The sequence below is a fragment of the Nonomuraea sp. 10N515B genome (genome assembly GCF_052245915.1).
Lineage (GTDB): Bacteria > Actinomycetota > Actinomycetes > Streptosporangiales > Streptosporangiaceae > Nonomuraea.
In genome coordinates, this window is sequence record NZ_JBQQBQ010000050.1 from 23,646 (window position 1) to 47,547 (window position 23,902).

Consider the following 23,902-nt stretch of genomic DNA (forward strand, 5'->3'; position numbering starts at 1 on the left):
TCACTCAGTCTTGGCCTGCCCGGTGCTGCGGCGGACGATCAGCTCGGGGCGGATCTCACGCATGCGGGCGACCTTGGCGGGTTCTCCGATCCGGTCGCTCAGCAGCGCGGCTGCCGACCTGCCCATCGCGCGGCGGGGCTGGTCGACCGAGGTCAGCGAGATGTGCCGGGAGGCCGACAGGTGCGTGTTGTCGTACCCCACCACGGAGAGGTCATCCGGCACGGTCAGGCCCAGTTCGCTCGCGGCGGACAGCACGCCGAGCGCGACCACGTCATTGGCGGCGAAGATCGCCGTGGGCCTGGGGTCGCGGGTCAGCAGCGCCATCGCCGCCTCCCGGCCGCCGTCCTCGGAGGAGTTCGCGGCCTCGACCATGATGTACGGCGCCAGCGAGTGCCTGCGCATCGCCACGAGATATCCCTCGCAGCGCGACGAGCGCGGGCCCTCGATGTGCGCGATGCGCTTGTGGCCGAGCTCGACCAGGTGGTCGATGGCCAGGCGGGCGCCGAGCTGGTCGTCGTCGACCACGATGTCGACGCTGTCGAGCTCGATGTCACGTTCCCCGACGACGACGGTCGGCGTGTAGGCGGTGGCCTCGATCAGCGTCTCGCTGGTCGGCGGGATGCCCAGCAGGACCAGCCCGTCGACCCTGAGCTCGAGGAAGGCCTCCACGGCCTCGTCCTCGAACGCCGGATCCCACTGGCTGTTCCCGATCAGCATGCGCAGGCCGTCGCCGTGCAGGCTCTCCTGCAGGCCGTCGAGGAACTCGGCATAGAACGGGTTGTGCAGGTCGGCGACGAGCGCGCCGACGAGGTGTGTACGGCCTTCGACCAGGCTGCGTGCGACCGCGTTCGGCCGGTAGCCGAGCTCGCGGGCGGCCTGCAGCACCGCCTGGCGCCGGTGCTCACTCACGTGCGGGGATCCGCGTAGCACGAGTGAGACCAGCGATTTCGAGACGCCGGCTCGCTCGGCGACGTTGCGGATGGTCGGTCTGGGTCGAGGCAGGGCATCTACCTCTCTGAGCTCAGTGATGGTTGAAGTGTTGACGGGCGGTCCTGACATGTGTCTCCCCCGCGATGCGGATACGGGCACCTGTCTGACCAAACGATCGAGTTAGCCGCAGGGTACGGCCTCCGTCACTGATTGACTCCAAGATGCCGATATTGACCGGATATGCACACGTCAGCCATTCGATACTGTGCAGATGTGACAAGCGGGAAGTCAGCCGAGACGGCACGGCCGGCACGGCGCAGGCTCAGCGTGGACCGCCGTCGCGAGGAGCTCATGGCGGCCGCTCTGGAGCTGTTCAGCACCCGCGACGCGGAGGACGTCTCGATCGACGACGTGGCGTCGGCGGCAGGCGCCTCTCGAGCCTTGGTCTACCACTATTTCGGTGGCAAACAGGAGCTCTACGTGGCCGCGCTGAAGAGCGCGGCGGAGCAGCTGGAGTCCCGGTTGCGTCCGCAGAACGGCGGCAGGCCGCTGGACGAGCTGGCCTCCGGGCTCAAGCGGTATTTCGACTTCGTCGAGGAGCACGCGGCCGGATTCGCGGCGCTGCTGCGCGGCGGCCCGGCCAACAGGACGGGCGAGATCGGCGAGATCGTGGACGGCGTGCGGCGGCGGCTTTTCCGCCTCATCCAGAAGCAAATGGGCGTCGAGGAGCCGAGCCCGGTGCTGCGCACGACGCTGCGGTCGTGGATCGCCTCCGTGGAGACGGCGGGTCTCGACTGGCTGGAGCATCGCGACATCGAGCGTCCGACGCTCGAGCGCATGCTCGTCGCCCAGATGGCGGCGCTGCTAGGGGTTGCCGCCACCCACGACGATGACGTGGCGGAGTTGCTGCAGCGTCTGGGGTGAGCAGGAAGGATGGCGCCGGGCGGGCGGCGCCAGCTCCCAACAGTGGTGGACCGGGCCCAGTCAGCCTGGCCCACCCCTCAACCCCCCTGAGGTTCGTGAGTCACGAGCCTCTGGTCACTCCGAGCGCTGCTGCGGAATGCCCGCGAGCAGTGCCCGAACCTCGGTCTCCCGGTAACGCCGATGACCGCCCAGGGTGCGAATCGACGTCAACTTGCCCGCCTTGGCCCACCGCGTGACGGTCTTGGGGTCGACCCTGAACATGGTGGCGACCTCAGCGGGCGTAAGCAGTGGCTCGGCCTCGGGTGTACGAGCTGACATTTGTGCGGCCTCTCCTCCGTGTGGACCGGCTTCGCGATCCTGTGACTGCCTTTTGCGCGTGTCACGGATGTCCACCTACGGCCCAGAGCGTGCGGCTTTTCTGGGCCATATGCGGTATCACCCGATGTGACCATACCGCCACGCAGAGCGATTGGCGAGCCCTTCTTTGACCCAACTGCCCGCCCCCGTGGCCATGTCACGCTCGGTGATTCTAGCGACACGGTTCGTGGTATCGCAGTGAAAACGGCAAACTACTCAGTTCGCAGAAGAGAGCAGCCGTGAGACGTGACCTACTCATGCAGGTCAGACGGCCGTATTGGGGTTCAGTTGGCAGATTCCAGCTGTTGCATTGACTTCCACCGGAGGATCACCCTCTGGTACATGGCGTAGGCAAGTTCTTCTTGACCCGTGTCCAGGCCCGTCAGAGCCGCCGCGAGCTCCGCCACCGACTGGTCGGCCTGCAGCGCGTCGTCGTTCATGAGATGCACGAGACCGCCGTAATCCAGCTCGACCAGCGAATGCGGGTGGAACTCCTCCAGCCACCGCGCGATGTCCTCCACGTCGAAGTTGGCCGACACCTCGCCCAGATGCCTGCGCAGCACGTTGAGTGCCCGCGCCGCCCGCCTCCTGGCCTGCGCCATGGAGGTGACGTAGATGAGGTTGCGTCCGGTCGCCGTCGTCTTCACGTCCTGCCCAGGAGCGGAGGAGCCGAGCACCAGCCAGCGCTCGTTCCCATCAAACGGCACGAACCACGATGGCGGCACATGCCACGCCGTGGTGCGAATGTGCGTGCGCAACGCGGACGAGTCGACCTGGCGCTTGAACCGGTCGAAGTCGTCGGCGATCTGCTCGGCCACGCCCTTGGGCACGAGGCGGTCCATCAGCTTCGCGGGAGTCGCCCCGCGCAGCCTTGAGAACGCCAGCCATGAGCGCAGACGGCTTTGCCAGGGGCACACGTACAAACGGTCTTCAACACGCCGTAGATAGGCGTTGGGGCTCTCCTGAGCGGGAACGGGTTGAGGGGGCATGCCGAGCAGGCGCATCACCGACTCGCCGTGCTCCGCATTGAGCGCGTTCGCGCGGCGCGGGCGGTCCCGTGAGTCGGCGTAATCGGCCCACACCTTGCGCTCGGACTCGGCGAACGCGGTCAGTGGCTCATAGACGCGGAGGTAGGCGGCATAGGGCAGCACGGAGGCATCGTGTCACGAAGCGACCCTGCATGCACCGTTGTGGCTTACTACTCTGTGAGGTGATCTCCGCCGCAACGGTGCGGCGGACCGGACAGGGAGTCACTACCGTGACCGACGTCTTCGGCTCGTCCCACAAGGACGTCCACGAGCAGGTCGTGTTCTGCGCCGACGAGCAGAGCGGCCTGCGTGCCATCATCGCCATCCACAACACCGCCCTCGGGCCGGCGCTCGGAGGCACCAGGTTCTATCCGTACGAGAGCGAGCATGCGGCCCTCGCCGACGTGCTCAACCTGGCCAAGGGCATGGCGTATAAGAACGCCCTGGCCGGCCTGGACCTGGGCGGCGGCAAGGCCGTCATCATCGGCGATCCGGCCCAGGACAAGAGCGAGGCGCTGCTGCGCGCGTACGGCAGGTTCGTCGAGTCGCTCGGCGGGCGCTACATCACCGCCTGCGACGTCGGCACCTACAGCGAGGACATGGACATCGTCGCCCGTGAGTCGCGCTTCGTCACCGGCCGCACCCTGGCCAACGGCGGGGCGGGGGATTCGTCCATCCTGACGGCGTTCGGCGTGTTCCAGGGCATGCGTGCCTCGGCCGAGCGGGTTTACGGCACACCGTCGCTGCACGGCAAGCGGGTCGGCGTCGAAGGGGTCGGCAAGGTGGGCCACCGTCTGGTCGAGCTCCTGCGTGAAGACGGCGCCGAGGTCGTGATCTGCGACGTGAGCCCCAAGGCGATCGAACGCGTCCGCCTGCGTCACCCGGAAGTGGACGTGGTGGCCGATGCCAGGGCCCTGACGTCGGCCGATATCGACGTGTTCGCGCCGTGCGCGCTGGGCGGCGCGCTCGATGACGACACCGTGGCTCGGCTGAAAGCGAAAATCGTTTGCGGTGCGGCCAACAATCAACTCGCCCACCCGGGCGTCGAGAAGCAACTCGCCGAACGCGGGATCCTGTACGCGCCCGACTACGTCGTCAATTCCGGCGGGGTGATCCAGGTCGCCGACGAGATCAAGGGCTTCGACATGGATCGGGCCAGGTCCAAGGCCGCCCAGATCTATGACACGACTCTGAAGATCTTCCGAATCGCGGCCGATGAGGGCGTTCCTCCCGCGGTCGCAGCGGATAGGCTAGCTGAGCGCAGAATGTCGGAAGTCGGGCGTATTCGGGCTATTTGGCTGGGCCACTGACGCCCCACGCCCATACGGCGTACCGAGCTGGGCACAAAACAGGTACGGTAATAGGCGAACGATAGGCTGACGTCCAAAGTCAGGCGGCGTCAGTGTGTGGTGCGTTAGCGACGAGGGGTCGGGGACGACCCCACACGAGGGGGTCGAGCCAATGGGGCGCGGCCGAGCAAAGGCCAAGCAGGTCAAGGTTGCTCGCCAGCTGAAGTACAACAGCGGTGGCACGGATCTTGACCGTCTTCGCGACGAACTCGGGGTCGGAGACTCCAGCCGCAGTGACGACGCCGACGACCTCAACGATGAGCTGGCGGATCGCTATGCCGATTACGCCGATGACTATGACACCGGAGACGACGACGACAGCCGTCCGTCCGGCCGTCGATAGCCACACTCCTGGTTGACGTGGCCGAGGGCCCGGCGTGCCGGATCCTCGCCCACGTTCGTCGGGCCCCACGGGCAACCGTGGGGCTTTCGTCACGCTTGCCGGGAAAGGAATCCGGCGATGAGCGGGGCGATCTCTGGAAGCTTCTCCTCCAGCGCGAAGTGCCCGGTGTCGAACACATGCACCTCGGCCTCGGGCACGTCGCGCCGGTACGCGTGCGCGCCGGCCTCCAGGAAGATCGCGTCTCCCCGCCCCCAGAGCACCAGCGTGGGCGGGCGGTGCTCGCGCAGCCATGCCTGCCAGGCGGGATACAGCTCCAGGTTCGACCGGTAGTCGAGCGCGAGCGCCAGTTGTGCCTGCTTGCGTCCGGGCAGATCCAGGAAGTGCTGGTCGAGTGTCCATCCGTCGGGTGCGATCAGTGACGGGTCGGCGGTGCCGTCCTCGTACTGGCTCCGCGTGACCGGCAAGGAGAACAGCTCCTCCGGCGGGGCGCCGATGGTCTTGCGCGCGACGTCGGAGAGCCCCTCGTCGTAGGCGTTGGCGTTCTGCACGATCAAGGCGGCGATCCACTCGGGATGCCGGGCGGCGACCCGGAAGCCCACCGGGCCGCCGAAGTCGAACGCGTACCACACGAACCGCTCGAGCCCGATCGCCCGCACGAACCCCTCGACCACGTCGGCGAGCCGGTCGAAGGAGTAGACGAAGCCGTCGGGCGCCTGCGTGTGCCCGAACCCGGGGTAGTCGGGCGCGATCAGTCGGTAGCGGTCTCCCAGCGCGTCCATCAGCCGCCTGTATTGGTGTGAGGCGGACGGGAAGCCGTGTAGCAGCAGCACCGGCAGCGCGTCCCGCGGCCCTGCCTCCCGGTAGAAGACTCGCACGCCGTCCACGTCCACGAACCCGTACCGCACCTCGGGAATGTTCATAACTAATGCCTCTTTCCGTAGAAGATGCATTAGTTATAGGCGTGCGACACCTAATGGGTCAACCCTGGGATGTACCATTAGGGCCCATGGAGTTCCTGATCGGTGAGCCGCTCGCGCTGGACCTGGTCAACACCCGCACGCGGGACTTCGACGCCCTTGACGCGCCCGGGGACTTCCAGACGTGGCTCGCCCGCCAGGCCGATCGGCTCACCCTGCCGTCGGCCCCGCTCACGGCCGCCGGGCTGGCGGCCGTTCGCCGCCTGCGCGGCCAGGTGGAGTCGGTGCTCAACGCCGTACGCGAGGGCGCACCGCCGCCGGACCCGGCGGTCGCCGCGCTCAACGAGGCGGCCCGCGCCGCGCCGCCCTACCGCGTGCTGGAGTGGCGGGACGGCACCTTCCGCACGGGCACGCGCCGGGACGGCGACGACCTGGCCCGCCTGCTCGCCCAGCTCGCCGAGGCCGCGGCCGACCTGCTCACCGACCCGGCCGCGGGCCGGATCCGGGGCTGCGAGGGCCCCGACTGCCGCATGGTGTTCCTGCCCGCTCACCCGCGCCGCCGCTGGTGCTCACCCGACCTGTGCGGTAACCGCGTGCGTGTGGCCCGCTACTACCAGCGCCACAAGAGCATCTGAGTCACCGTCCGCCTGGGTCGTGCTCGCCGCCGCGTCAGCAGTCGGCCGAGCACGGGCGCCGTTGCCTTGGCGCGCCCGCGTCGGCGAGGGGGCGTGAGGAGATGCGGCGGGGTCAGCGGTAGCGGGCGTGGCCGGTGCCTGGGACGACTTCGCCCAGGACCCAGGCGGGCAGGCCGCGGTCGCCGAGGAGGCGGATCGCGGCGTCGGCGGCGTCAGGGGCGACGATGGCCGCCATGCCGACCCCCAGGTTGAAGGTGCGGTCCATGTCCTTCTGGGCCACCCGCCCATGCCCGGCCAGCAGGCCGAAGATCGGGGGAGGCGTCCAGGAGGAACGGTCGAGCAAGGCGTCCAGGTGCCCGGGGAGTGAGCGGGACACGTTGCCCTCGATCCCGCCACCCGTGATGTGCGCGAACGCGTGGACCGTCCCCGTACGGGCCAGCTCAAGGCAGTCGAGCGAATAAATGCGGGTCGGCTCGAGCAGCTCCTCACCCAGCGGCCGCGCCAGCTCGGGCGGCACCGTGTCGAGCGACAGCGAGGCCTCGCGCAGGATGTGGCGCACCAGCGAGTAGCCGTTGGAGTGCATGCCGGAGGAGGCGAGCCCCAGCACCACGTCGCCTTCCTGGACGAGGGAGGGCCCGAGCATGGCGGACGCCTCCACGACTCCCGTGCCGGCCCCCGCCAGGTCGTATTCGTCCGGCCCCATCGCGCCCGGGTGCTCGGCCGTCTCGCCGCCCACGAGCGCGGCTCCGGCCAGGCGGCAGCCTTCGGCCACGCCGCCCACGATCTCGGCGACGCGCTCGGGCACCACCTTGCCGCAGGCGATGTAGTCGGTCATGAACAGCGGCTCGGCGCCGCAGACCACGAGATCGTCCAGGACCATGCCCACCAGGTCGATGCCGATGGTGTCGTGCTTGCCGTACTGCTGGGCGATCATGACCTTGGTGCCCACGCCGTCGGTGGAGGTGGCCAGCAGCGGCCGCTGGTATCGCAGCAGGGCCGAGGCGTCGAACAGGCCGGCGAAGCCGCTGACGTCGTCGACCACCTCGGGCCGCCGCGAGCGCGCCACCTTGCTCTTCATGAGGTCGACGGCCCGCTCACCGGCGGCGATGTCGACCCCCGCAGCCTCGTACGTACTCACGCCTTAGTCTCCAACACGAACTTGCCCACGTTGTCCTGGTCGATGGGGATGGGGTAGGAGCCGTCGAAGCAGGCCCTGCAGAGGCGGTCGGCCGGCAGCGTGGTGGCCTTGGTCAGACCCTCCAGGGAGATGTAGCCGAGCGAGTCGGCGCCGAGCGAGGCCCGGATCTCCTCCACGGTCAGCGAGCCCGCGATCAGCTCGGCCCTGGTGGCGAAGTCGATGCCGTAGAAGCACGGCCAGGCCACGGGCGGCGAGGAGATGCGTACGTGCACCTCACGCGCCCCCGCCTCGCGCAACATCTTGACGATGGCGCGCTGGGTGTTGCCCCGCACGATCGAGTCGTCCACGACCACCAGCCGCTTGCCCTCGACGACCTCGCGCAGCGGGTTGAGCTTGAGCCGGATGCCGAGCTGGCGGATGGTCTGGGAGGGCTGGATGAAGGTGCGGCCCACGTAGGAGTTTTTGACCAGGCCCTGCCCGTAGGGGATCCCGCTCTCCTGCGCGTAACCCACGGCGGCCGGCGTGCCGGACTCCGGCGTGGGGATGACCAGGTCGGCCTCCACGGGATGCTCGCGGGCCAGCACGCGGCCGACCTCGACCCGGGTGACCTGCACGCCGCGCCCCGCGATGGTGGTGTCGGGGCGGGCTAGGTAGACGTATTCGAACAGGCAGCCCTTCGGCTCGGCCAGCGCGAAGCGGCGCGACCGCACGCCGCGCTCGTCGATGGTGAGCAGCTCGCCCGGCTCGATCTCGCGGACGAACGTGGCGCCCACGATGTCGAGCGCGGCCGTCTCCGAAGCCACCACCCAGCCGCGCTCGAGACGGCCGAGCACCATCGGGCGGATGCCCTGCGGATCGCGGGCCGCGTAGAGCGTCTTCTCGTCCATGAACACGAGCGAGTAGGCGCCCTTGACCTGCGGAAGCAGCTCGGCGGCCGCGTCCTCGACGGAACGGGTGCGGTCCTGGGCCAGCAGCGTGGTCAGGACCTCGGTGTCGGTGGTGGCCCTGATGGACCCCGGAGTCAGGCGCTGGGCCAGCTCCGGAGTGTTGATCAGGTTGCCGTTGTGCGCGAGCGCGAGGCCACCGACGTCGGTGGAGCTCAGCGTGGGCTGCGCGTTCTCCCACACACTCGATCCGGTCGTGGAATAGCGGCAGTGGCCGATGGCCAGGTGACCGCGGAGGGTGCCCAGCACAGACTCGTCGAAGACCTGAGCCACCAGGCCCATGTCCTTGTAAACGAGAATGCGGCTGCCCTCACTGACTGCGATGCCCGCGGACTCCTGGCCGCGGTGCTGCAACGCGTACAGCCCGTAGTAGGTCAGTTTTGAGACTTCCTCACCCGGAGCCCAGACACCGAAGACGCCACAGGCGTCTTTAGGAGCGCGGTCATCGAGGTCCAGGTCATGGCCGAGTCGGCCGTCGCCCTTCAGCACATGCCTCAGTCTAGGTTGACCGAATCTGTGCTCGCACCCCGGGTCGATATCACAGCGCGTGGGATGACCTGCCCGCATTGGACCCGTCACGGATGAACTCCCCGGTGACGTTGCGGTTGGCGGCGGAGCCGAGGAAGACGATCAGCGCGGCCAGGTCGTCGGCCGTGGACAGGCGGCGGCTGGGCGTGCGGGCGGCGATCTGGTCCAGGGCCGACTGCGGGATGGGGCGGGAGACGCCGGTGATCGTGAGGCCGGCGACGACCACGTTCACCAGGATGCCGTCCCTGCCGGCCTCCCAGGCCAGGGCGCGGGCCATGCCGTGCAGGGCCATCTTCGCGGTGCCGTACGGGCCGGGACCCGGCAGTCCCTCCTCGGCCGCCCCGGACGACACGAACACGATCCTGCCGAACCCGCGCCGCCTCATCTCGGGCAGCACGGCCTGGGCGAGCAGGGCGTTGCCGACGACGTTGGCGTGCAGGGCGGCCGTCCACTCCGCAGCGGGCACGTCCTCGAACGGAATGCTGTTGGGCATGATCGTGCCCCAGCGGACGGCGTTCGCGATGAGCGCGTCCACCGGGCCGGCCTGGGCGACGGCGGGTGCGATCGTCGTGTGGTCCTCCAGATCCAGGTGGACGGCCGCCGCCTCGCCGCCGTCCGCCTCGATCCGCTTGACGATCTCGGCCGCCCGATCCGCGCCGGACTTGTAGGTGATCGTGACGCGCGCGCCCGATTGGGCGTACGCGAGCGCGGTCGCGGCGCCGACGCCCGACGAACCACCGGTGATGAGCACATGCATGTAAATTTCCCCTCAAAAGTGAGATTAGCCGACTAATTAGCCAGCTAACTCGAAGCGGGGTGGCCACGCAAGGGCCGTTCGCTGGAAGTGAAAGGGCTAGAGGCGCTTGGCGCGGACGAGGCGGGTGAGCAGATCGCGTTCGGCGTCGGGCAGGCCGCGCAGGAGGTCCTCGTCCATCTTGGTCCAGATCTCCTCGACCGGCTCGCGCAGCGCCTTGCCCGCGTCGGTGAGGTGCACCCGGCCCACCCGCGGCCGGTCCGGATCGGGCGCCCGATAGACGAAGCCGGCCCGCTCCAGCCGCTGCAGGGTCTTCGTCACGGTCGGCGGCTCGACGCCCAGCCTGGCGATGAGCTCGCCCTGCGTCAGCCCGTCCTCGCGCCACAGCTGGTTGAGCAGCATCTCCTGTCCCGCGTGGAGGCCGAGCGGCGCCAGGGCCGCGGCCAGCTGGTTGCGCTGCGCCTTCATGAGCTTGATCAATGCGTACGACAGGGTCTCGTCCAGCATGCCCTCATCTTGCCCGTCGCCTGCCGCTTTGGCGCATGGAGACCCAAGTATGGGCGTCCTCTTACCGTGTCATGTGGTTTAGCCGACGCTCTCCGCGAAAGGGTGAAGTATCCGGCATGCAAACCCGTCGGGAGACGCAGACGTGACCACATCTGGGGATCCGAACGAGCCGCGCCAGGGGAAGGACCCACGCGAGGACCGTCCGGAAGAGGGTGAGCACGCGCCCGAGTGGTGGCGCGAGGGCGCCGAGGAGAACGAGCGGTCAGGGCAGGAGGAGCGCCCGCCCACGCCCGGGCCCTACGAGCCCGGGCCCTACGAGCCTGAGGCGGAGCCGGAGCCGCCGGCCCGCGAGGACGAGGAGCCGATCGCGCCGGCGCCGCCCGTGGTGCCGCCGCCTGACGTGCCGCCCACGCACGAGCCGCGGCCTGCCGAGCCCACGCATGAGCCGCGGCCGGTCGAGCCCACGCACCCCGATCTGCCCACCGCGCCCGAGACCCCGGAGCCGGCGGGCGGCGACGCCGAGACGACCCAGGCGTACCCGATTCCTGGCGCCACGCCGCGGTATCCCGGCTGGGAGGGCGCGCCACCGGAGGAGGAGCCGCCGAGCAGGCCGGCGCCGTCCCGGTACGAGCAGGGGGCCCAGAGCGGCCAGCCACCCGTCAGCCCGTACGGCCAGTACGCCGCAGGCTCACCGGAGCAGCCGCCCAGCGTCCCCGGCACCACCCCGTCCAGCCCGTACGGCGGCCCGCCGGGCTACGGGCCGCCCCCGCCCGGAGCCCCGTACGGCCACCCAGGCCCTCCCTACCCGCAGCCCGAGCAGGACAGGACCGGCCAAGGCCTGGCCACGGCCGCGCTGGTGCTCGGCGTGGCGAGCCCCTTCCTGGTGTTCGTCTGCTTCACCGGCTTGATCACCGCGATCCTGTCGATCGTCTTCGGGTGCGTGGCACTGGCCAGGCGCGCTGGCAGGGGCCGTGCCATCGCCGGCATCGTGATCAGCGTCCTGTCCCTGGTGCTCTTCTCGATCGTGGCGCTCTGGTTCTGGAACGTGGTCCAGCAATGCGCCTACCTCCCCAGCGAACAGGTCGACCGCTGCTTCGAGGAGAGGTTCCCCTGGATGAGCGGGGGCGGCCGCTAGCGCAGCGGCAGGTGCTCTGACAGATCGGCGCGTGATCCGCTGGCGGAGATCGCGCCTTTCGCCATGGCCTCCTCCCACGTCAGCCGGCCCAGCGCGAGCTCGATCCAGGTCCGCCCGTCGGTCTCGACCACGTTCGGCGGCGTGCCCCGCGTGTGCCGGGGGCCGGCGATGGCCTGGACGGCGGCGTACGGCGGGACGCGGATCTCGACGGTCCTGCCGGGTGCGGCGGCGGCCAGCTTGTCGAGCAGGTAACGCACCGCCTGCCTGGCCGCGTCACGCTCGGGCCGCAGCCCCCGGTCGTAGGCGGCCAGCACCGCGGCGACGAGCGCGTCGGGCAGGGCGGACGCGGGCCCGTCGTAGGGAGGCTCGTCAAGGGCGATCAACTGGTCATCGAGGGCTGATTTCAGCCGTTCTGGCTCTATTTTGCGTGCCGGCACCCCACTATTGTCTCCCGGGAAGCGTTCATCGAGACGGAGGTCTTCGTTCACCTACGGTTTCAGCGGTGGCCGTAGCGTCCCCGCCGTACAACCGCGCACTTATCTGGAGGACCTGTGGCGAACCTCATGGGAGGCCGGCGGCTGCTGCCGCTGCTATCCACCCCGCACAAAGGTGGCCGATCTGCGCTGACCTGTCAGTTCCGCTGCGGCAACGCGTGCGCGCACGAGGACGGCAACACCTCTGACAACGCGTACTTCGGCGATGTGGTGAAGGAGGCGCTGTCGCGCCGCGGCGTGCTGCGCGCCGGCGCCCTGGGCGCTCTGGTGGCGGGCGTGGGCGTGGCCGGGGCGGCCCCGGCGCTCGCCGCCGACCCCGAGGCGGCCGCAACCGATCGCGGCTGGTCTGGGAGCGACCTGCGTTTCACCCCTGTGGCGCCGAACAAAGAAGACGCGTTGACCGTCCCGGACGGCTACAGCTCCTCTGTGGTGGTGCGCTGGGGCGACCCGGTGCTGCCCGGCGCGCCGGCCTTCGACTACGAGAAGCAGACCGCCGAGGCCCAGAACAAGCAGTTCGGCTACAACTGCGACTTCGTGACGCTGTTCCCGATGGGCCGTGACCGCGGGCTGCTCTGGGTGAACCACGAGTACAGCGACGAGACGCTGATGTTCCGCGGTTACACCGGCGGGGCCACCGCGACCGAGGAGCAGATCAAGATCGGGCTGGCCGCGCACGGCGGCTCGATCGTGGAGATCGCCCGCGAGGGCAGCGGTCAGTGGAAGCTGGTCACCAGCGGCCGTCGCCGCTACAACCGGCGCATCACCGCTCAGACCCCCATGAAGTTCAGCGGTCCGGCCGCCGGCAGCGACCTGCTCAAGACGGCCGCCGACCCCCAGGGTCTCAAGCCGATCGGCATGCTCAACAACTGCGCGGGCGGCACCACCCCGTGGGGCACGGTGCTGACCGCCGAGGAGAACTTCGACCAGTACTTCGTCAACGCCGACAAGGTGCCTGCGGAGCAGAAGCAGTACGCCACCCGCTACACGCTCACCAACGGCACCCCGTCGAGCAGCCGCAGGTTCGACCGGGTCGAGGAGCGCTTCGACCTGGCCAAGCACCCCCACGAGGCCAACAGGTTCGGCTGGATCGTGGAGATCGACCCGTTCGATCCCGACTCCACGCCGATCAAGCGCACCGCGCTCGGCCGCTTCAAGCACGAGGCCGCGACCACGTCGATCGCCAGGGACGGCCGCCTGGTCGCGTACATGGGTGACGACGCGCGCTTCGAGTACGTCTACAAGTTCGTCTCCAAGGACCGCTACATCCCCGGAAACGAGCGGCACAACCGGACGCTGCTGGACGAGGGCACTCTCTACGTGGCCAAGTTCACCGGCGACAGCCCGGCGTCCGAGATCGACGGCACCGGCAAGCTGCCCGCCGACGGCCTGTTCGACGGCTCCGGCGAGTGGATCCCGCTGGTCTCGGGCAAGAAGTCGTTCGTGGAGGGCATGACCGCCGAGCAGGTCCTGGTCTACACCCGCGTGGCCGCCGACAAGGTGGGCGCGACCAAGATGGACCGCCCGGAGGACGTCGAGCGCAACCCGGTCACCGGTGCCATCTACGTGGCGCTGACCAACAACAGCAACCGCACCGCGGCCCAGGTGGACGAGGCCAACCCGCGTCCCTCCAACAAGCACGGCCACGTGCTGGAGATCGTCGAGCAGCGCAACGACGCGGCCGCGACGAAGTTCGCCTGGTCGCTGCCGCTGGTCTGCGGCGACCCGAACGACGCCGCGACGTACTTCGCCGGCTTCGACAAGTCGAAGGTCTCGCCGATCTCGTGCCCGGACAACCTGGCGTTCGACCGCGACGGCAACCTGTGGATCTCCACGGACGGCAACGCGCTCGAGGCCAACGACGGCCTGTTCGTGATGCCCGTCCGCGGCAAGGAGCGCGGCTACCTGCGCCAGTTCCTCACGGTCCCCGTCGGCGCCGAGACCTGCGGCCCGATGATCACCCAGGACCAGCGCAGCGTGTTTGTGGCCGTGCAGCACCCGGGCGAGACCGACGAGGCCACCCCGGAGCAGCCGAGCAGCCACTGGCCCGATGGCGGCAGCAGCCAGCCGCGCCCGTCGGTCGCGGTGGTCTGGCACAGCAAGGGCAAGAAGATCGGCGCTTGACCTCAACTTAACTTGAGGAAGTAGCGTTCCATGCCATGAGCATGGAAATGACCGCTTGGCACCAGCTGTATTCGATGAACAACCGGCCGGAGCGTCGCCCCCTGTCCAGGGCGACGCTTCGGCGCATCGGCGGCTTCGCCCGCCCGCACCGCCGGAGACTGGCGCTGTTCATGGTGCTCAGCGTGGTGATGGCAGGTCTGGCGGTGGCCTCTCCGCTGCTCGCCGGCCGCGTGGTTGACGCGATCTTCAACGCGGAGCCGCTGGACGTGGTCGTCGTGGTGGCCCTGGCGATCGCGGGCCTGGCCGTCGCCGAGGCGGGGCTCGGGCTGATCAACAGGTGGTTGTCCGCGGGGCTCGGCGAGAGCCTGATCCTGGACCTGCGTACGGCCGTCTTCGACCACGTGCAGCGCATGCCGATCGCGTTCTTCACCAGGACCCGCACCGGCGCGCTGGTGAGCCGGCTCAACAACGACGTGATCGGGGCGCAGCGGGCGTTCACCGACACCCTGTCCGGCGTGGTCGGCAACCTCGTGACGCTCGCGTTGACGCTCACGGCGATGATCAGCATCTCCTGGCAGATCACCCTGCTCGCGCTGCTGCTCCTGCCGATCTTCGTGCTGCCCGCCCGGCGGATGGGCACCAGGATCGCCCGGTTGCGCCGGGAGGCCGCCGACCACAACGCGGCCATGGGCACCCAGATGACCGAGCGGTTCTCCGCGCCGGGCGCGACGCTGGTGAAGTTGTTCGGCCGGCCCGCGCACGAGTCGGCCGAGTTCGCGAGCCGGGCCAGGCGGGTGCGGGACATCGGCGTGCGCTCCGCCATGACCCAGTCGGCCTTCGTCACCGCGCTGACCCTGGTCTCGGCGCTGGCCCTGGCCTTGGTGTACGGGCTCGGCGGTTTCTACGCCCTGCGCGCCCAGCTGGCGCCGGGCGCGCTCGTGGCGATGGCCATGCTGCTCACCCGCCTGTACGCCCCGCTGACCGCGCTGGCCAGCGCCCGCGTGGACATCATGAGCGCGGTCGTCAGCTTCGAGCGGGTCTTCGAGGTGCTCGACCTGAAGCCCCTCATCCAGGAGAAGCCGGACGCCGGGCAGGTGCCTGACGGGCCGGTCGCGGTCGAGTTCGAGGACGTGCGGTTCGCGTACCCGTCGGCTGACAAGGTCTCGCTCGCCTCGCTGGAGGAGGTGGCCGCGCTCGACACGCGTGGCGGCGTCGAGGTGCTGCACGGCGTCTCGTTCCGGGCCGAGCCCGGCCAGATGGTGGCGCTGGTCGGCTCGTCGGGCGCGGGCAAGTCCACGATCGCCCAGCTCCTGCCCCGGCTGTACGACGTCGACTCAGGCGCGGTCCGGCTCGGCGGCGTGGACGTGCGCGACCTGACCTTCGACGCCATCCGCGACACGCTCGGCATGGTCACCCAGGACGGTCACCTGTTCCACGAAACGATCCGGGCCAACCTGCTGCTGGCCCGGCCGGAGGCGACCGAGGACGAGATCTGGGACGCGCTCACCAGGGCCAGGCTGGCGACCCTGATCCAGTCGTTGCCCGACGGGCTCGACACCGTGGTCGGCGAGCGTGGTTACCGCCTGTCGGGCGGCGAGCGCCAGCGGCTCACGATCGCCCGGCTGCTGCTGGCCAGGCCCAGGGTGGTCATCCTGGACGAGGCCACGGCGGCGCTCGACTCGACCTCGGAGGCGGCCGTGCAGGCGGCGCTCGGCGAGGCGCTCGCGGGCCGGACCGCCGTGGTGATCGCGCACCGGCTCTCCACGATCCGCGCCGCCGATCTCATCCTGGTGATCGAGGACGGCCGCGTGGTGGAGCGCGGCACACACGCCGAGCTGCTTGCCGCCGGCGGCCGCTACGAGGAGCTCTACCGCACTCAGTTCGAGGACCCGACGGTGACGGAGGCCGCCGCCTGAGGCTCTTCCCTTCGGCTGCGGAGCGCGTAGAGCGCGACCGGGATCGCCGCCAGCACCACCACCGCCGCGACCACCAGCGTGAACTGGTAAGCGTCAAGGAAAGCGGCGAGCGGCGCCCGGTCGCTCGCGCTCTGCCTGGCGGTCAGGATCGCCCCCAGCACGGTGATGCCGAGCAGCCCGAACACCTCGCGTGAGATGTTCAGCATGCCCGAGGCGACGCCGGAGCGGTCCTTGGGCATCCCGCTGAGGATGGCGGCGGTCAGCGGCACCAGCAGGCCGCCGCCGAGCCCGTACAGGAGGAACCAGGGTGCCACGTCGGCGTAGTCGGCGTCGGCGCCGACTCCGGAGAGCAGATAGATGGCCGCGCCCATGAGCGCCATCCCGAGTGCCACCGTCGGGCCGATGCCCAGCCGCGCGCTCACCCGCTGGGACAGGATCGCCATCACGGCCATGACCAGGGCCATCGGCACGAACGACGCGCCCGCCTCGGTCGGGGAGAAGCCGAGCACGTTCTGCAGCCAGAGCGCGCTGAAGAAGTAGATCCCGAACACCCCGAACGACCAGATCCCGCTGGTGAGCAGCCCACCGGTGAACGTCGGGGACCTGAACAGCGACATCACGATCATCGGCTCCGCGGCCCGCGCCTCGGCCAGCACGAACGCGACCGCCGCGGCCGCGAACACGCCGAGCGTGGCCAGGATCTCCGGCGAGGTCCAGCCGGCCCGTTCGCCCTCGATGAGCGCGTACGTCAGCGCGAACAGCGCCAGCGCCGACGTGACCAGCCCCGGCAGGTCGAGGCTGTGACGCACCCGCCGGAGCTCGGTGAACGCGGGCCGGAGCGCCCACAGCGCGAGCCCGAACGTCACCAGCCCGATCGGCACGTTGATCAGATAGATCCAGCCCCAGTGCAGGTTCTCAGTGATGAAGCCGCCCGTCACCGGACCGAGCGCCATGGACAGCGCCCCCGAGGCGCTCCAGATGCCCACGGCCCGGCCGCGCTCGCCGGGATCGGGGAAGATCTGCCCGATCAGCGCCAGCGCGGTCGGCGTGAGCAGCGCCGCCCCTACCCCCTGCACGGCCCGCGCCGCGATGAGCACGCCTCCGCTGGTGGCGAACCCGGCCGCCAGTGAGGCCACCGTGAAGATCGCGAGCCCGCCGAGGAACACCCTGCGGGCACCGAACACGTCCGCGAGCCGCCCGCCGGCCAGCATGAGCCCCGCGAAGACCAGGATGTACGAACTCACGATCCACTCCAGCCCCGAGATCGTGAGCCCGAGCTCCCGCTGGATGGTGGGCAAGGCGACGTTGCCCACGTTGTTGTCGAGATAGGTCATGAAGGTGCCCAGGGTCACCGCGACCAGCGCCCACCAGCGCATGACAAATGCCTCCTATACGCTGTACTTGTACGGCGTACAGTTGAACTTGTACGGCGTATAGTTGTCAACCGTGATGGGAAAACTGACCGCGCAGGCGATCGCGGAGCACGCCCTGGAGGTCGGCGACGCCGAAGGACTCGACGCCGTGACGATCAGGCGTCTGGCCACGGACCTGGGCGTGACGCCGATGGCCCTCTACTGGCACTACAAGAACAAGGAGCAGCTGCTCGTCGGCATGGCCGACCACCTGATCGCCGGCTTCGCGCCCAAGCCGGCCGACGAGCGCCCGTGGCAGGAGCAGTTGCGTGACCTCATGGTGGGCCTGGTCGGGACGCTGCGCGTGCACCCGTGCGCCAAGCACGTCTTCGAGCAGGTCGACGTGATCGCGGTGCCGAACTTCCTGGCCGTCTGGGACCAGGCGCTCCGGCTGGCCCGCACGGCGGGGTTCAGCGTGGAGGAGAGCTGCCTGATCAGCAAATACCTGCTGCAGAGCGCCATCGCCATCGCCGACGCCCCCGTGCACGTCCGGCCCGGTGAGGAGTACATCGTCCGCGCCAAGCGGGCCGGACTGCAGTCCTTGCCTCTCGAGAAGTACCCGTACCTGGTGGAGATGGCCGGCCCGCTGATCGACGGGATGGACGCGATGCTGTACGACACGTTCGGCGTCGACCTCGTCCTCAGCGGCATCGAGACGCTGGCGGCCAGACGCTAGAGTCCTGATCGTGACCTTTGAGCTGATCTGTGAGATTGAACCGCCGACCAAGCCGGATCTGAAGCACGTCAGGCACCAGATCGGCACGCTCAGCACGATCGCCCACTCGTTCCTCATCCCGGACAACCACATCGGCCGCGCGACCGTGTCCAGCGTCGCCGTGGCCCACGAGGTGGAGGCGATGGGCGGGCGCGGCATCGCCTGCCTCAACTCCCGCGACCGCAACCTGCTCGGCTTCCGCCGCGACCTGCTGACGGCGGCGGCGTACGGGGTGGATCAGTTTCTCTTCGTCTACGGTGACAAGCCGACGAGCGGCAACCGGACCAGCGACCTGACGGTTCGCTCCATGATCGAGGAAGCCAGGGACTTCTCGCCGGGGTTCCGGCTCGGGGCGGCCGCCGCGCTGCGCCCGATCCCGTCATGGAAGCGTACGGCCGACTTCCTGTTCTCCCAGGTCAGCTTCTCGCTGGAGGCGCAGTTGCGCTGGCGCGAAGCCCAGCCGGTGGACGTGCCGGTCTACGCCGGCGTCATGGTCCTGGCCAGTGAACGCCACGCCCACACCCTCGCCGCCGCGATCCCGGACATCGCCATCCCCGACGACCTGGTCGCACGCGTGGCCGCGGACCGCATGGCGGGGGTGGAGGCCGCCTGCGAGCAGGTGCTCGCCCTGCGGGACTCCGGCGCCTTCGCCGGCGTCCACCTCGTCCCGGTCGCCCGCTACCGCGATGTGGAGTCCAGGCTGGCCGCCGCCCTCAAATGAGGCCGAGCTTCAGCATCAGGGCGCGGTAGCAGCATCGCGGTGGCGAGGCCGGGCCAGGGCGGCCATCAGCGCGCCTGCCAAGGCGACCGTGAACAACACCGCGTACGCGTGCTGAAACCCCTCCATCAGCTGCCCCACCGCCACCGGCGACAGCTCCGACAGCGTGCCCGCGTACACCTGAGCCCGCAGGTCAGGCCCCACGCTGCTGGTCAAGACGCTGAGCGACAGGCCCACGCTGAGCACGATCCCGATGTTCATGACCATGACGCGGAAGCCGTTCACCACGCCCAGGCTGTCCTGCGGCAGCGCCCTCATCACCTGAGTCGTGTTGCCGGTGAGGAACGTCCCGCTGCCGCACCCGGCCACGAACAAGCCGATCCCGATCACCCAGTACGGCGTGCGCGGGTCCGCTGTGAGCATCAGCGTGCCGAGCCCGGCCGCGCTCAGCACGGCCCCGCCGATGGACAGCGCGTACGGCGACACCTTCCTGCCCAGCATCCCCACGATGGGCGAGGCCAGCCCGATGCCCACGGGCACCGGCAACACGCTCAGCCCCGCCTCGAAGGCGTCCAGCCCTCGCGCCGCCTGGAAGTACAGCGCCACCACCAGGATCAGCGCCGAGCGGGCCAGCGCGTTGCAGAACGAGGCCAGGTTCGCGTACGCCAGCAGCCGCCCCCCGAACAACCGCAGATCCAGCACCGGATTGGTGGATCGCCGCTCGGCCAGTACGATCAGCGGCAGCAGCAGCGCGAACACCGCCGCCCCGGTCAGCACCACAGGGCTGCCCACCCCGCCCGAGCCCGCCTCCGACAACGCCAGCAGCAGCGCCGACAGCGCCGCGAACACCAGCACGTTGCCCAGCGCGTCCACCGGCTGCCGCGGCCGCCTGGGCATCTTGCGTAAGATCGCCGCGCCCCAGCTGAGCGCGAGCAGGCCGGCCGGCACATTCACCCAGAAGATCCACTGCCAGCCCGCGGTCTCCGCGATCAGCCCGCCGAGCGTGGGCCCGGCCAGCTGCGCCACCGACAACGTGCCGATGTAGACGCCCATCCCCTGGCTGAGCCGCTCCGGCGGGAAGGCGTCGGTGATGATCACGGTGCCGTTCGCGAGGATCATCGCCGCGCCGATCGCCTGCAGCACCCGCATCGCGACCAGCAACCAGACGTCCGGCGACAGGCCGGCCAGCAGCGAGGCCACGGTGAACAGCGCGAACCCGCCCAGATACACCTCGCGCCGGCCCAGCAGGTCGGCCACCCGGCCGAAGAACACCAGGCTGGCCGTGTTGACCAGCAGGAACGCCAGGAGGATCCACCCGGACTCCAGCGCGCTGGCGTGGAAGTGCCGCACCACCGTGGGCAACGCGACGTTGAGCGTGCTGCCGGCGATGCCGATGAGGATCAGCCCCAGGCTGGTGACCGAGCACACCCGCCAGGCGTAACGAAGGCGGCTGTCTTCTTCGGGGGTGACGGCGACCATGGCCTCCACTATGACGTACGACGTACGTCCGCCGGGTTACCGGGCGCGCTTGCGTAGCCCGTCGAGGTCGTGGATCACCACGCGCCGCCGGCCGGTCTCGATCAGGCCGCGGTCGCGCAGGGTGCGCAGGGCCTTGCTGACGGCCTCTCGTGACGCGCCCGTCCATCCCGCCAGCTCATCCTGCGACAGCGGCAGCGCGACGCGTACGCCGCTGTTGGTCTTCTCGCCGTAGCGTTCGGCGAGTTCGATCAGCCGGGTCGCCACGCGCCCCGTGGTGTCGAACGCGCCGTATTCGATGCGCTTGCGGTCCGAGTCCCGCAGCCGCCCGGTGACGAGCTGCATGAGCAGCACCGCGATCCGCCCGTGAGCCTCCAGGAACGCCGGGAAGTCGCGCACCACGATGCCGGTGATCGGCTCCAGCGCGGTCACCGTGGCCGAGCGCGGGGAGCCGTCGATGGCGGACATGTCGCCGAGCAGCCCGCCGGGGCCGCGTACGGCGAGGACGACCTCGGTCCCGCTGCTCGTGTGCGAGGAGACCTTCACTCGGCCTTCGAGCAGCACGAGCACCCAGTCGGACGTGTCGCCCTCGCTCATCACCGCCGTGCCGCGGTCCCAGCGCCGGATGCGACCGGCCGCGCGGAAGGCTTGTGCTTCCTCGTCGGTCAGCATGGACAGGAACTCACCGGGCTCTGGATTCATGCGCCCGATTATGTCGATATGTGGTCCGCTGTTCTATGGCAATTCTGTGAGAACGTAGGCGGCCACGAGCTCCTCCTTGCCCTTGAGGCTGAGCCGCCCCAGCGGGTTCACCTTCGCGCCGCGACCCAGTTGCTTGAGCGTCGTGTCGCCGATGACCACGGTGCCCGGCTCGGCGATGCCCTCGAGCCTGGCGGCCACGTTCACGCAGTCACCCATCGCGTTGAAGCCGCGCAGCTCGGGGCTGCCGATGTTGCCGACCAGGGCCGGCCCCGTGTTGACGCCGATCCGGAACGTCGGCCACGGGACGTCGTCCGCGCGCTTCCACGCTATCTCCTCGGCCACCTCAGCCGCGGCCCGCTGCATCTCCAGCGCGGCCTTGCAGGCGGCCCTGGCGTGCCCGGGCTGCGTGGCGGGGGCGTTGAACAACGCCAGCATCGCGTCGCCGACGAACTGCACGACCGTGCCGCCGTTGTTGAGGATGCAGGGGACGGCGGCCGTGTGGTAGCGATTGAGCATCTCGACGATCTCGCCGGGCGTGACCTGCTCCGAGAACGTCGTGAAGCCCTTGAGGTCGGCGAAGAGCGCGGTCAGCTCCTTCAGCTCGCCGCCGAGCGCCGCCTGCCCGGGGTCGGCGAGCAGGGCGTGCGCCACGTCGGGCGACATGTACTGGTGGAACAGCGTGTGCAGCTCCCCGTAGAGCCGGGCGTTCTCCAGGGAGATCGACAACTGTCCGGCCAGCGTGGCGGCCAGCGCCTCATCCTGGCGCGTGCGTCCGACGGGCACCTCCAGCACGCCCGCCAGCTTGCCCTTGACGGTCAGGGGGAAGGCCATCAGATGGTCGCGCCTGATCGGGTCGCTGCCGGCGAACCGGTAGGCACGGGAGCCGATCTCCGTCTTGCCGTCCGCGACGAGGGCGATCTTGACATCGCCGTACGCCTGCCGCACCCGCTCCAGCGACGTGGCCAGCAGCTCCTGCTCGCCCAGGCCGACCTTGGTCTGGGCGCTCACGTCCACCAGCGCGGCCAGGCGCTCGGACAGCTCGCGCTCGCTGGCCAGCGCCTCGCCGGCCCGGTCGAGCACCGCGGCCTGGCCCTCGTTGAGCCGGAACTTGCCCGACAGCCGGGTCGCGGCCAGCGGCTCGCCCCTGCGCACGTGCTCGACCAGCTCCTCAAGCGCCCGGTCGTAGTCCTGCTGGATACGCCGCACGGTCGCCGCCAGCGTCACCGAGTCGAACAGGCCCGCACTCGACCCCTCCCGCCTGAACTGCAGGTAGGCGCTGTAGGCCACGAAGACGAAGGCCATGGTCAGCAGCAGGTGCCACTCCCACCAGGACAGCCTCCAGTTGAGCTGCGACATCCCGGCGATCATGGCCTCGGCCAGCAGCGCGTACGCCGTGATCAAGCTGATCAGCATGGCCGACGGGCGGCGCCGGTGAATGAGGAACATCATCACGCTCGCCGCGCCGTACAGGAGCACACCGGGAACGGACGTCCAGGCGAACCAGGGAAGCGGCTCCTTGGAGGGCGCCTCACTGAGCGGCGTCAGCCCGGGGATGAGCGACGCGAGCCCCCAGACGATCATGAAGCCGAAGAGCACTGCGCGGATGAAGTGCTGGGACCCCAGCACCCGCTTGGCCGGCTGCTCGCCCAGCGGCAGAGCCGAGACGAAGGCGAACACGGCCGCGATCGAGAGCCCGACCTGCTGACCCAGGTCGAACCCGAGCGAGCCGGTCGGCAGGATGATCTGCGGCGTGGCCAGGCCGTGCATGAAGAAGAACCCGGCGCTGCTCAGAAAGACCATGGACACCAGGAACAGCCGGGCGTCCTGGCGCCGCCGGGACGCCTCACTGATCATCACGCCGAGCACCACGTTGATCCCGGCCACCGTGATGATCATCCAGAAGTGGCTGGGATTGTGGTGCCACTCGATGTTGATCGTCGGCTGGGCCAGCAGCAGCCAGAGGCCCAGCAGCGGCATGGCCAGGTGTATCCCCCAGACCACGCCACGGACTGGTTGTGTGGCCGGAGGCAGGTAAGCGGAGGGATCGGCGGTTGACACAGACCGATTATGCATCCGAGATCGCCTTCGCCAACGCGTCGTTTTACTCACCGAGGTTCAAGACAATCGGTCAAATCATCAGTAACGGAATGCATCGTGACAGATGCGTTATGTAGTTTCTGTAACCTCGCTCACCCTCGCCACTGTCGGCGCGCTCGCCGCCTCGCTCCTCGCCGTCGGTGGCGTCGCCACCGCATCGTCGGCGGCCGGTGAAGTGCACGCGTGCGTGCACAAGAAGTCCCGCTACGCCCGGATCGTGAACCCGGCGACGAAGTGCAGGAAGACGGAGGAGCGGGTCCTGATCGGCGGCGGCAGCCAGGGCACCACGACCATCCAGCAGGGCGAGCGCGGCCCCGAGGGCCCGCAGGGCCCCAAGGGCGAAACCGGCCCGGCGGGCCCCGCCGGCCCTCAGGGCAAGCAAGGCCTCCAGGGCCCGAAGGGCGACCCCGGCGACGGCGCCGCCTATGAGACCTACACCAAGACCGCGTCTCTGAACTCCATCGGTTCGGCCACGGCCTCGTGCCACCAGGGCAGCATGGCGACCGGCGGCGGCTTCTCCTTCAGCAAGCTCAAGAACGCGGTGGTCATGAGCAGCGCCCCGAATGGCAACGGCTGGACGGTCAGCGTGACCAAAGACGACAACGGCTCCGGTAACGACGCCGCCCCGCAGGGCGCCGACGAGAAGACCTACGGCGGCGGCAACTACGGCACCTCCGTCAGCGGCACCGTCTACGTGATCTGCCTGAAGAAGAAGTGATGCGAAAGGGGCCGGCACGGAACTCCGTACCGGCCCCTTTCGGG

Annotated in this window: 23 protein-coding genes; 10 read left to right on the forward strand and 13 right to left on the reverse strand. The window is 69.5% G+C overall.

Translation table 11 applies throughout. From position 1 onward, the window contains the following. Entirely contained in the window at positions 1-1,059 is a 1,059-nt protein-coding gene (locus ACTWQA_RS44395; protein ID WP_305923195.1) for a LacI family DNA-binding transcriptional regulator, read from the reverse strand. 144 nt (positions 1,060-1,203) lie between these two features. On the opposite strand from ACTWQA_RS44395, the gene ACTWQA_RS44400 reads away from it, so the two are divergent. Further along, entirely contained in the window at positions 1,204-1,854 is a 651-nt protein-coding gene (locus ACTWQA_RS44400; RefSeq protein WP_305923194.1) for a TetR/AcrR family transcriptional regulator, read from the forward strand. 114 nt (positions 1,855-1,968) lie between these two features. On the opposite strand, the gene bldC is transcribed toward ACTWQA_RS44400, so the two are convergent. After that, entirely contained in the window at positions 1,969-2,172 is a 204-nt protein-coding gene (bldC, locus tag ACTWQA_RS44405; protein ID WP_013133571.1) for a developmental transcriptional regulator BldC, read from the reverse strand. Positions 2,173-2,495: 323 nt separating this feature from the next. Further along, a complete protein-coding gene (locus tag ACTWQA_RS44410) occupies positions 2,496-3,362 on the reverse strand; it encodes a hypothetical protein (protein WP_443164898.1) in 867 nt (288 codons plus the stop codon). Between the two features lie 107 nt (positions 3,363-3,469). Between ACTWQA_RS44410 and ACTWQA_RS44415 the strand changes: the two genes are divergently transcribed. Both ACTWQA_RS44415 and ACTWQA_RS44420 read left to right on the forward strand, forming a co-directional pair. Then, positions 3,470-4,549, forward strand: coding sequence for a Glu/Leu/Phe/Val family dehydrogenase (locus tag ACTWQA_RS44415; RefSeq protein WP_443164899.1), 1,080 nt, complete (start codon positions 3,470-3,472; stop codon positions 4,547-4,549). A gap of 151 nt (positions 4,550-4,700) precedes the next feature. Further along, entirely contained in the window at positions 4,701-4,931 is a 231-nt protein-coding gene (locus ACTWQA_RS44420; RefSeq protein ID WP_305923191.1) for a DUF3073 domain-containing protein, read from the forward strand. 89 nt (positions 4,932-5,020) lie between these two features. Here the strand turns inward: ACTWQA_RS44420 and ACTWQA_RS44425 are convergent, their stop codons facing one another. Continuing rightward, entirely contained in the window at positions 5,021-5,851 is an 831-nt protein-coding gene (locus ACTWQA_RS44425) for an alpha/beta fold hydrolase (RefSeq protein WP_443164900.1), read from the reverse strand. Between the two features lie 86 nt (positions 5,852-5,937). Between ACTWQA_RS44425 and ACTWQA_RS44430 the strand changes: the two genes are divergently transcribed. Continuing rightward, positions 5,938-6,483: a CGNR zinc finger domain-containing protein gene (locus tag ACTWQA_RS44430; protein WP_443164901.1), complete on the forward strand. Its 546-nt coding sequence runs from the start codon at positions 5,938-5,940 to the stop codon at positions 6,481-6,483. Between the two features lie 112 nt (positions 6,484-6,595). Here ACTWQA_RS44430 and purM read toward each other — a convergent pair whose 3' ends face one another. The 4 genes from purM to ACTWQA_RS44450 form a co-directional block, all read right to left on the reverse strand. Next, positions 6,596-7,621, reverse strand: coding sequence for a phosphoribosylformylglycinamidine cyclo-ligase (gene purM / locus ACTWQA_RS44435; protein ID WP_443164902.1), 1,026 nt, complete (start codon positions 7,619-7,621; stop codon positions 6,596-6,598). Beyond that, positions 7,618-9,054 carry an amidophosphoribosyltransferase gene (gene purF / locus ACTWQA_RS44440; RefSeq protein ID WP_443164903.1) on the reverse strand — a complete coding sequence of 479 codons (1,437 nt, stop codon included), beginning with the start codon at positions 9,052-9,054 and terminating at the stop codon, positions 7,618-7,620. The genes purM and purF overlap by 4 nt, the downstream gene beginning before the upstream one ends. A gap of 49 nt (positions 9,055-9,103) precedes the next feature. Further along, a complete protein-coding gene (locus ACTWQA_RS44445; RefSeq protein WP_443164904.1) occupies positions 9,104-9,850 on the reverse strand; it encodes an SDR family NAD(P)-dependent oxidoreductase in 747 nt (248 codons plus the stop codon). A gap of 96 nt (positions 9,851-9,946) precedes the next feature. After that, positions 9,947-10,354 carry a MarR family winged helix-turn-helix transcriptional regulator gene (locus ACTWQA_RS44450; RefSeq protein WP_327587628.1) on the reverse strand — a complete coding sequence of 136 codons (408 nt, stop codon included), beginning with the start codon at positions 10,352-10,354 and terminating at the stop codon, positions 9,947-9,949. A 142-nt stretch (positions 10,355-10,496) separates the two neighbouring features. On the opposite strand from ACTWQA_RS44450, the gene ACTWQA_RS44455 reads away from it, so the two are divergent. Further along, on the forward strand, positions 10,497-11,489 hold the full coding sequence (locus tag ACTWQA_RS44455) for a DUF4190 domain-containing protein (RefSeq protein WP_443164905.1): 993 nt from the start codon (positions 10,497-10,499) through the stop codon (positions 11,487-11,489). On the opposite strand, the gene ACTWQA_RS44460 is transcribed toward ACTWQA_RS44455, so the two are convergent. Beyond that, positions 11,486-11,926 carry a sterol carrier family protein gene (locus ACTWQA_RS44460; protein ID WP_327587630.1) on the reverse strand — a complete coding sequence of 147 codons (441 nt, stop codon included), beginning with the start codon at positions 11,924-11,926 and terminating at the stop codon, positions 11,486-11,488. The two genes, ACTWQA_RS44455 and ACTWQA_RS44460, sit on opposite strands and share 4 nt — an antisense overlap. Before the next feature lie 126 nt (positions 11,927-12,052). Between ACTWQA_RS44460 and ACTWQA_RS44465 the strand changes: the two genes are divergently transcribed. After that, entirely contained in the window at positions 12,053-14,104 is a 2,052-nt protein-coding gene (locus ACTWQA_RS44465; RefSeq protein ID WP_443164924.1) for a PhoX family protein, read from the forward strand. Between the two features lie 35 nt (positions 14,105-14,139). Then, complete coding sequence (locus tag ACTWQA_RS44470; protein ID WP_443164906.1) at positions 14,140-16,020, forward strand: ABC transporter ATP-binding protein; 1,881 nt, start codon at positions 14,140-14,142, stop codon at positions 16,018-16,020. On the opposite strand, the gene ACTWQA_RS44475 is transcribed toward ACTWQA_RS44470, so the two are convergent. Beyond that, complete coding sequence (locus ACTWQA_RS44475) at positions 15,981-17,396, reverse strand: MFS transporter (protein WP_443164907.1); 1,416 nt, start codon at positions 17,394-17,396, stop codon at positions 15,981-15,983. The genes ACTWQA_RS44470 and ACTWQA_RS44475 overlap by 40 nt on opposite strands. A 73-nt stretch (positions 17,397-17,469) precedes the next feature. Between ACTWQA_RS44475 and ACTWQA_RS44480 the strand changes: the two genes are divergently transcribed. Together ACTWQA_RS44480 and ACTWQA_RS44485 are read left to right on the forward strand one after the other, a co-directional pair. Further along, on the forward strand, positions 17,470-18,108 hold the full coding sequence (locus tag ACTWQA_RS44480) for a TetR/AcrR family transcriptional regulator (RefSeq protein ID WP_305923310.1): 639 nt from the start codon (positions 17,470-17,472) through the stop codon (positions 18,106-18,108). A 10-nt stretch (positions 18,109-18,118) separates the two neighbouring features. Next, entirely contained in the window at positions 18,119-18,868 is a 750-nt protein-coding gene (locus ACTWQA_RS44485; RefSeq protein ID WP_443164908.1) for a methylenetetrahydrofolate reductase, read from the forward strand. A 15-nt stretch (positions 18,869-18,883) separates the two neighbouring features. Here ACTWQA_RS44485 and ACTWQA_RS44490 read toward each other — a convergent pair whose 3' ends face one another. Genes ACTWQA_RS44490 through ACTWQA_RS44500 form a run of 3 tightly spaced genes read right to left on the reverse strand, consistent with a single transcriptional unit; the run spans position 18,884 to position 23,101 of the window. Further along, positions 18,884-20,344, reverse strand: a complete 1,461-nt coding sequence (locus ACTWQA_RS44490) for an MFS transporter (protein WP_443164909.1) — start codon at positions 20,342-20,344, stop codon at positions 18,884-18,886. 36 nt (positions 20,345-20,380) lie between these two features. Beyond that, positions 20,381-21,043 (reverse strand): Crp/Fnr family transcriptional regulator, encoded by a 663-nt coding sequence (locus ACTWQA_RS44495; protein WP_305923178.1) that lies wholly within the window; start codon positions 21,041-21,043, stop codon positions 20,381-20,383. A 33-nt stretch (positions 21,044-21,076) separates the two neighbouring features. Further along, positions 21,077-23,101 carry an adenylate/guanylate cyclase domain-containing protein gene (locus ACTWQA_RS44500; RefSeq protein WP_443164910.1) on the reverse strand — a complete coding sequence of 675 codons (2,025 nt, stop codon included), beginning with the start codon at positions 23,099-23,101 and terminating at the stop codon, positions 21,077-21,079. A gap of 103 nt (positions 23,102-23,204) precedes the next feature. Between ACTWQA_RS44500 and ACTWQA_RS44505 the strand changes: the two genes are divergently transcribed. Further along, a complete protein-coding gene (locus tag ACTWQA_RS44505) occupies positions 23,205-23,858 on the forward strand; it encodes a hypothetical protein (protein ID WP_443164911.1) in 654 nt (217 codons plus the stop codon). Positions 23,859-23,902: the final 44 nt, after the last annotated feature.

Bases quoted from the DNA above. Each gene is read 5' to 3' on its own strand.
- ACTWQA_RS44475 (WP_443164907.1), bottom strand. From the start codon at position 17,396: ATGCGCTGGTGGGCGCTGGTCGCGGTGACCCTGGGCACCTTCATGACC.
- ACTWQA_RS44420 (WP_305923191.1), top strand. From the start codon at position 4,701: ATGGGGCGCGGCCGAGCAAAGGCCAAGCAGGTCAAGGTTGCTCGCCAG.
- ACTWQA_RS44450 (WP_327587628.1), bottom strand. From the start codon at position 10,354: ATGCTGGACGAGACCCTGTCGTACGCATTGATCAAGCTCATGAAGGCG.
- ACTWQA_RS44425 (WP_443164900.1), bottom strand. From the start codon at position 5,851: ATGAACATTCCCGAGGTGCGGTACGGGTTCGTGGACGTGGACGGCGTG.
- ACTWQA_RS44505 (WP_443164911.1), top strand. From the start codon at position 23,205: ATGCGTTATGTAGTTTCTGTAACCTCGCTCACCCTCGCCACTGTCGGC.
- bldC (WP_013133571.1), bottom strand. From the start codon at position 2,172: ATGTCAGCTCGTACACCCGAGGCCGAGCCACTGCTTACGCCCGCTGAG.
- ACTWQA_RS44480 (WP_305923310.1), top strand. From the start codon at position 17,470: ATGGGAAAACTGACCGCGCAGGCGATCGCGGAGCACGCCCTGGAGGTC.
- ACTWQA_RS44495 (WP_305923178.1), bottom strand. From the start codon at position 21,043: ATGAATCCAGAGCCCGGTGAGTTCCTGTCCATGCTGACCGACGAGGAA.
- ACTWQA_RS44395 (WP_305923195.1), bottom strand. From the start codon at position 1,059: ATGTCAGGACCGCCCGTCAACACTTCAACCATCACTGAGCTCAGAGAG.
- ACTWQA_RS44430 (WP_443164901.1), top strand. From the start codon at position 5,938: ATGGAGTTCCTGATCGGTGAGCCGCTCGCGCTGGACCTGGTCAACACC.
- ACTWQA_RS44465 (WP_443164924.1), top strand. From the start codon at position 12,053: ATGGGAGGCCGGCGGCTGCTGCCGCTGCTATCCACCCCGCACAAAGGT.
- ACTWQA_RS44470 (WP_443164906.1), top strand. From the start codon at position 14,140: ATGAGCATGGAAATGACCGCTTGGCACCAGCTGTATTCGATGAACAAC.
- ACTWQA_RS44490 (WP_443164909.1), bottom strand. From the start codon at position 20,344: ATGGTCGCCGTCACCCCCGAAGAAGACAGCCGCCTTCGTTACGCCTGG.
- ACTWQA_RS44445 (WP_443164904.1), bottom strand. From the start codon at position 9,850: ATGCATGTGCTCATCACCGGTGGTTCGTCGGGCGTCGGCGCCGCGACC.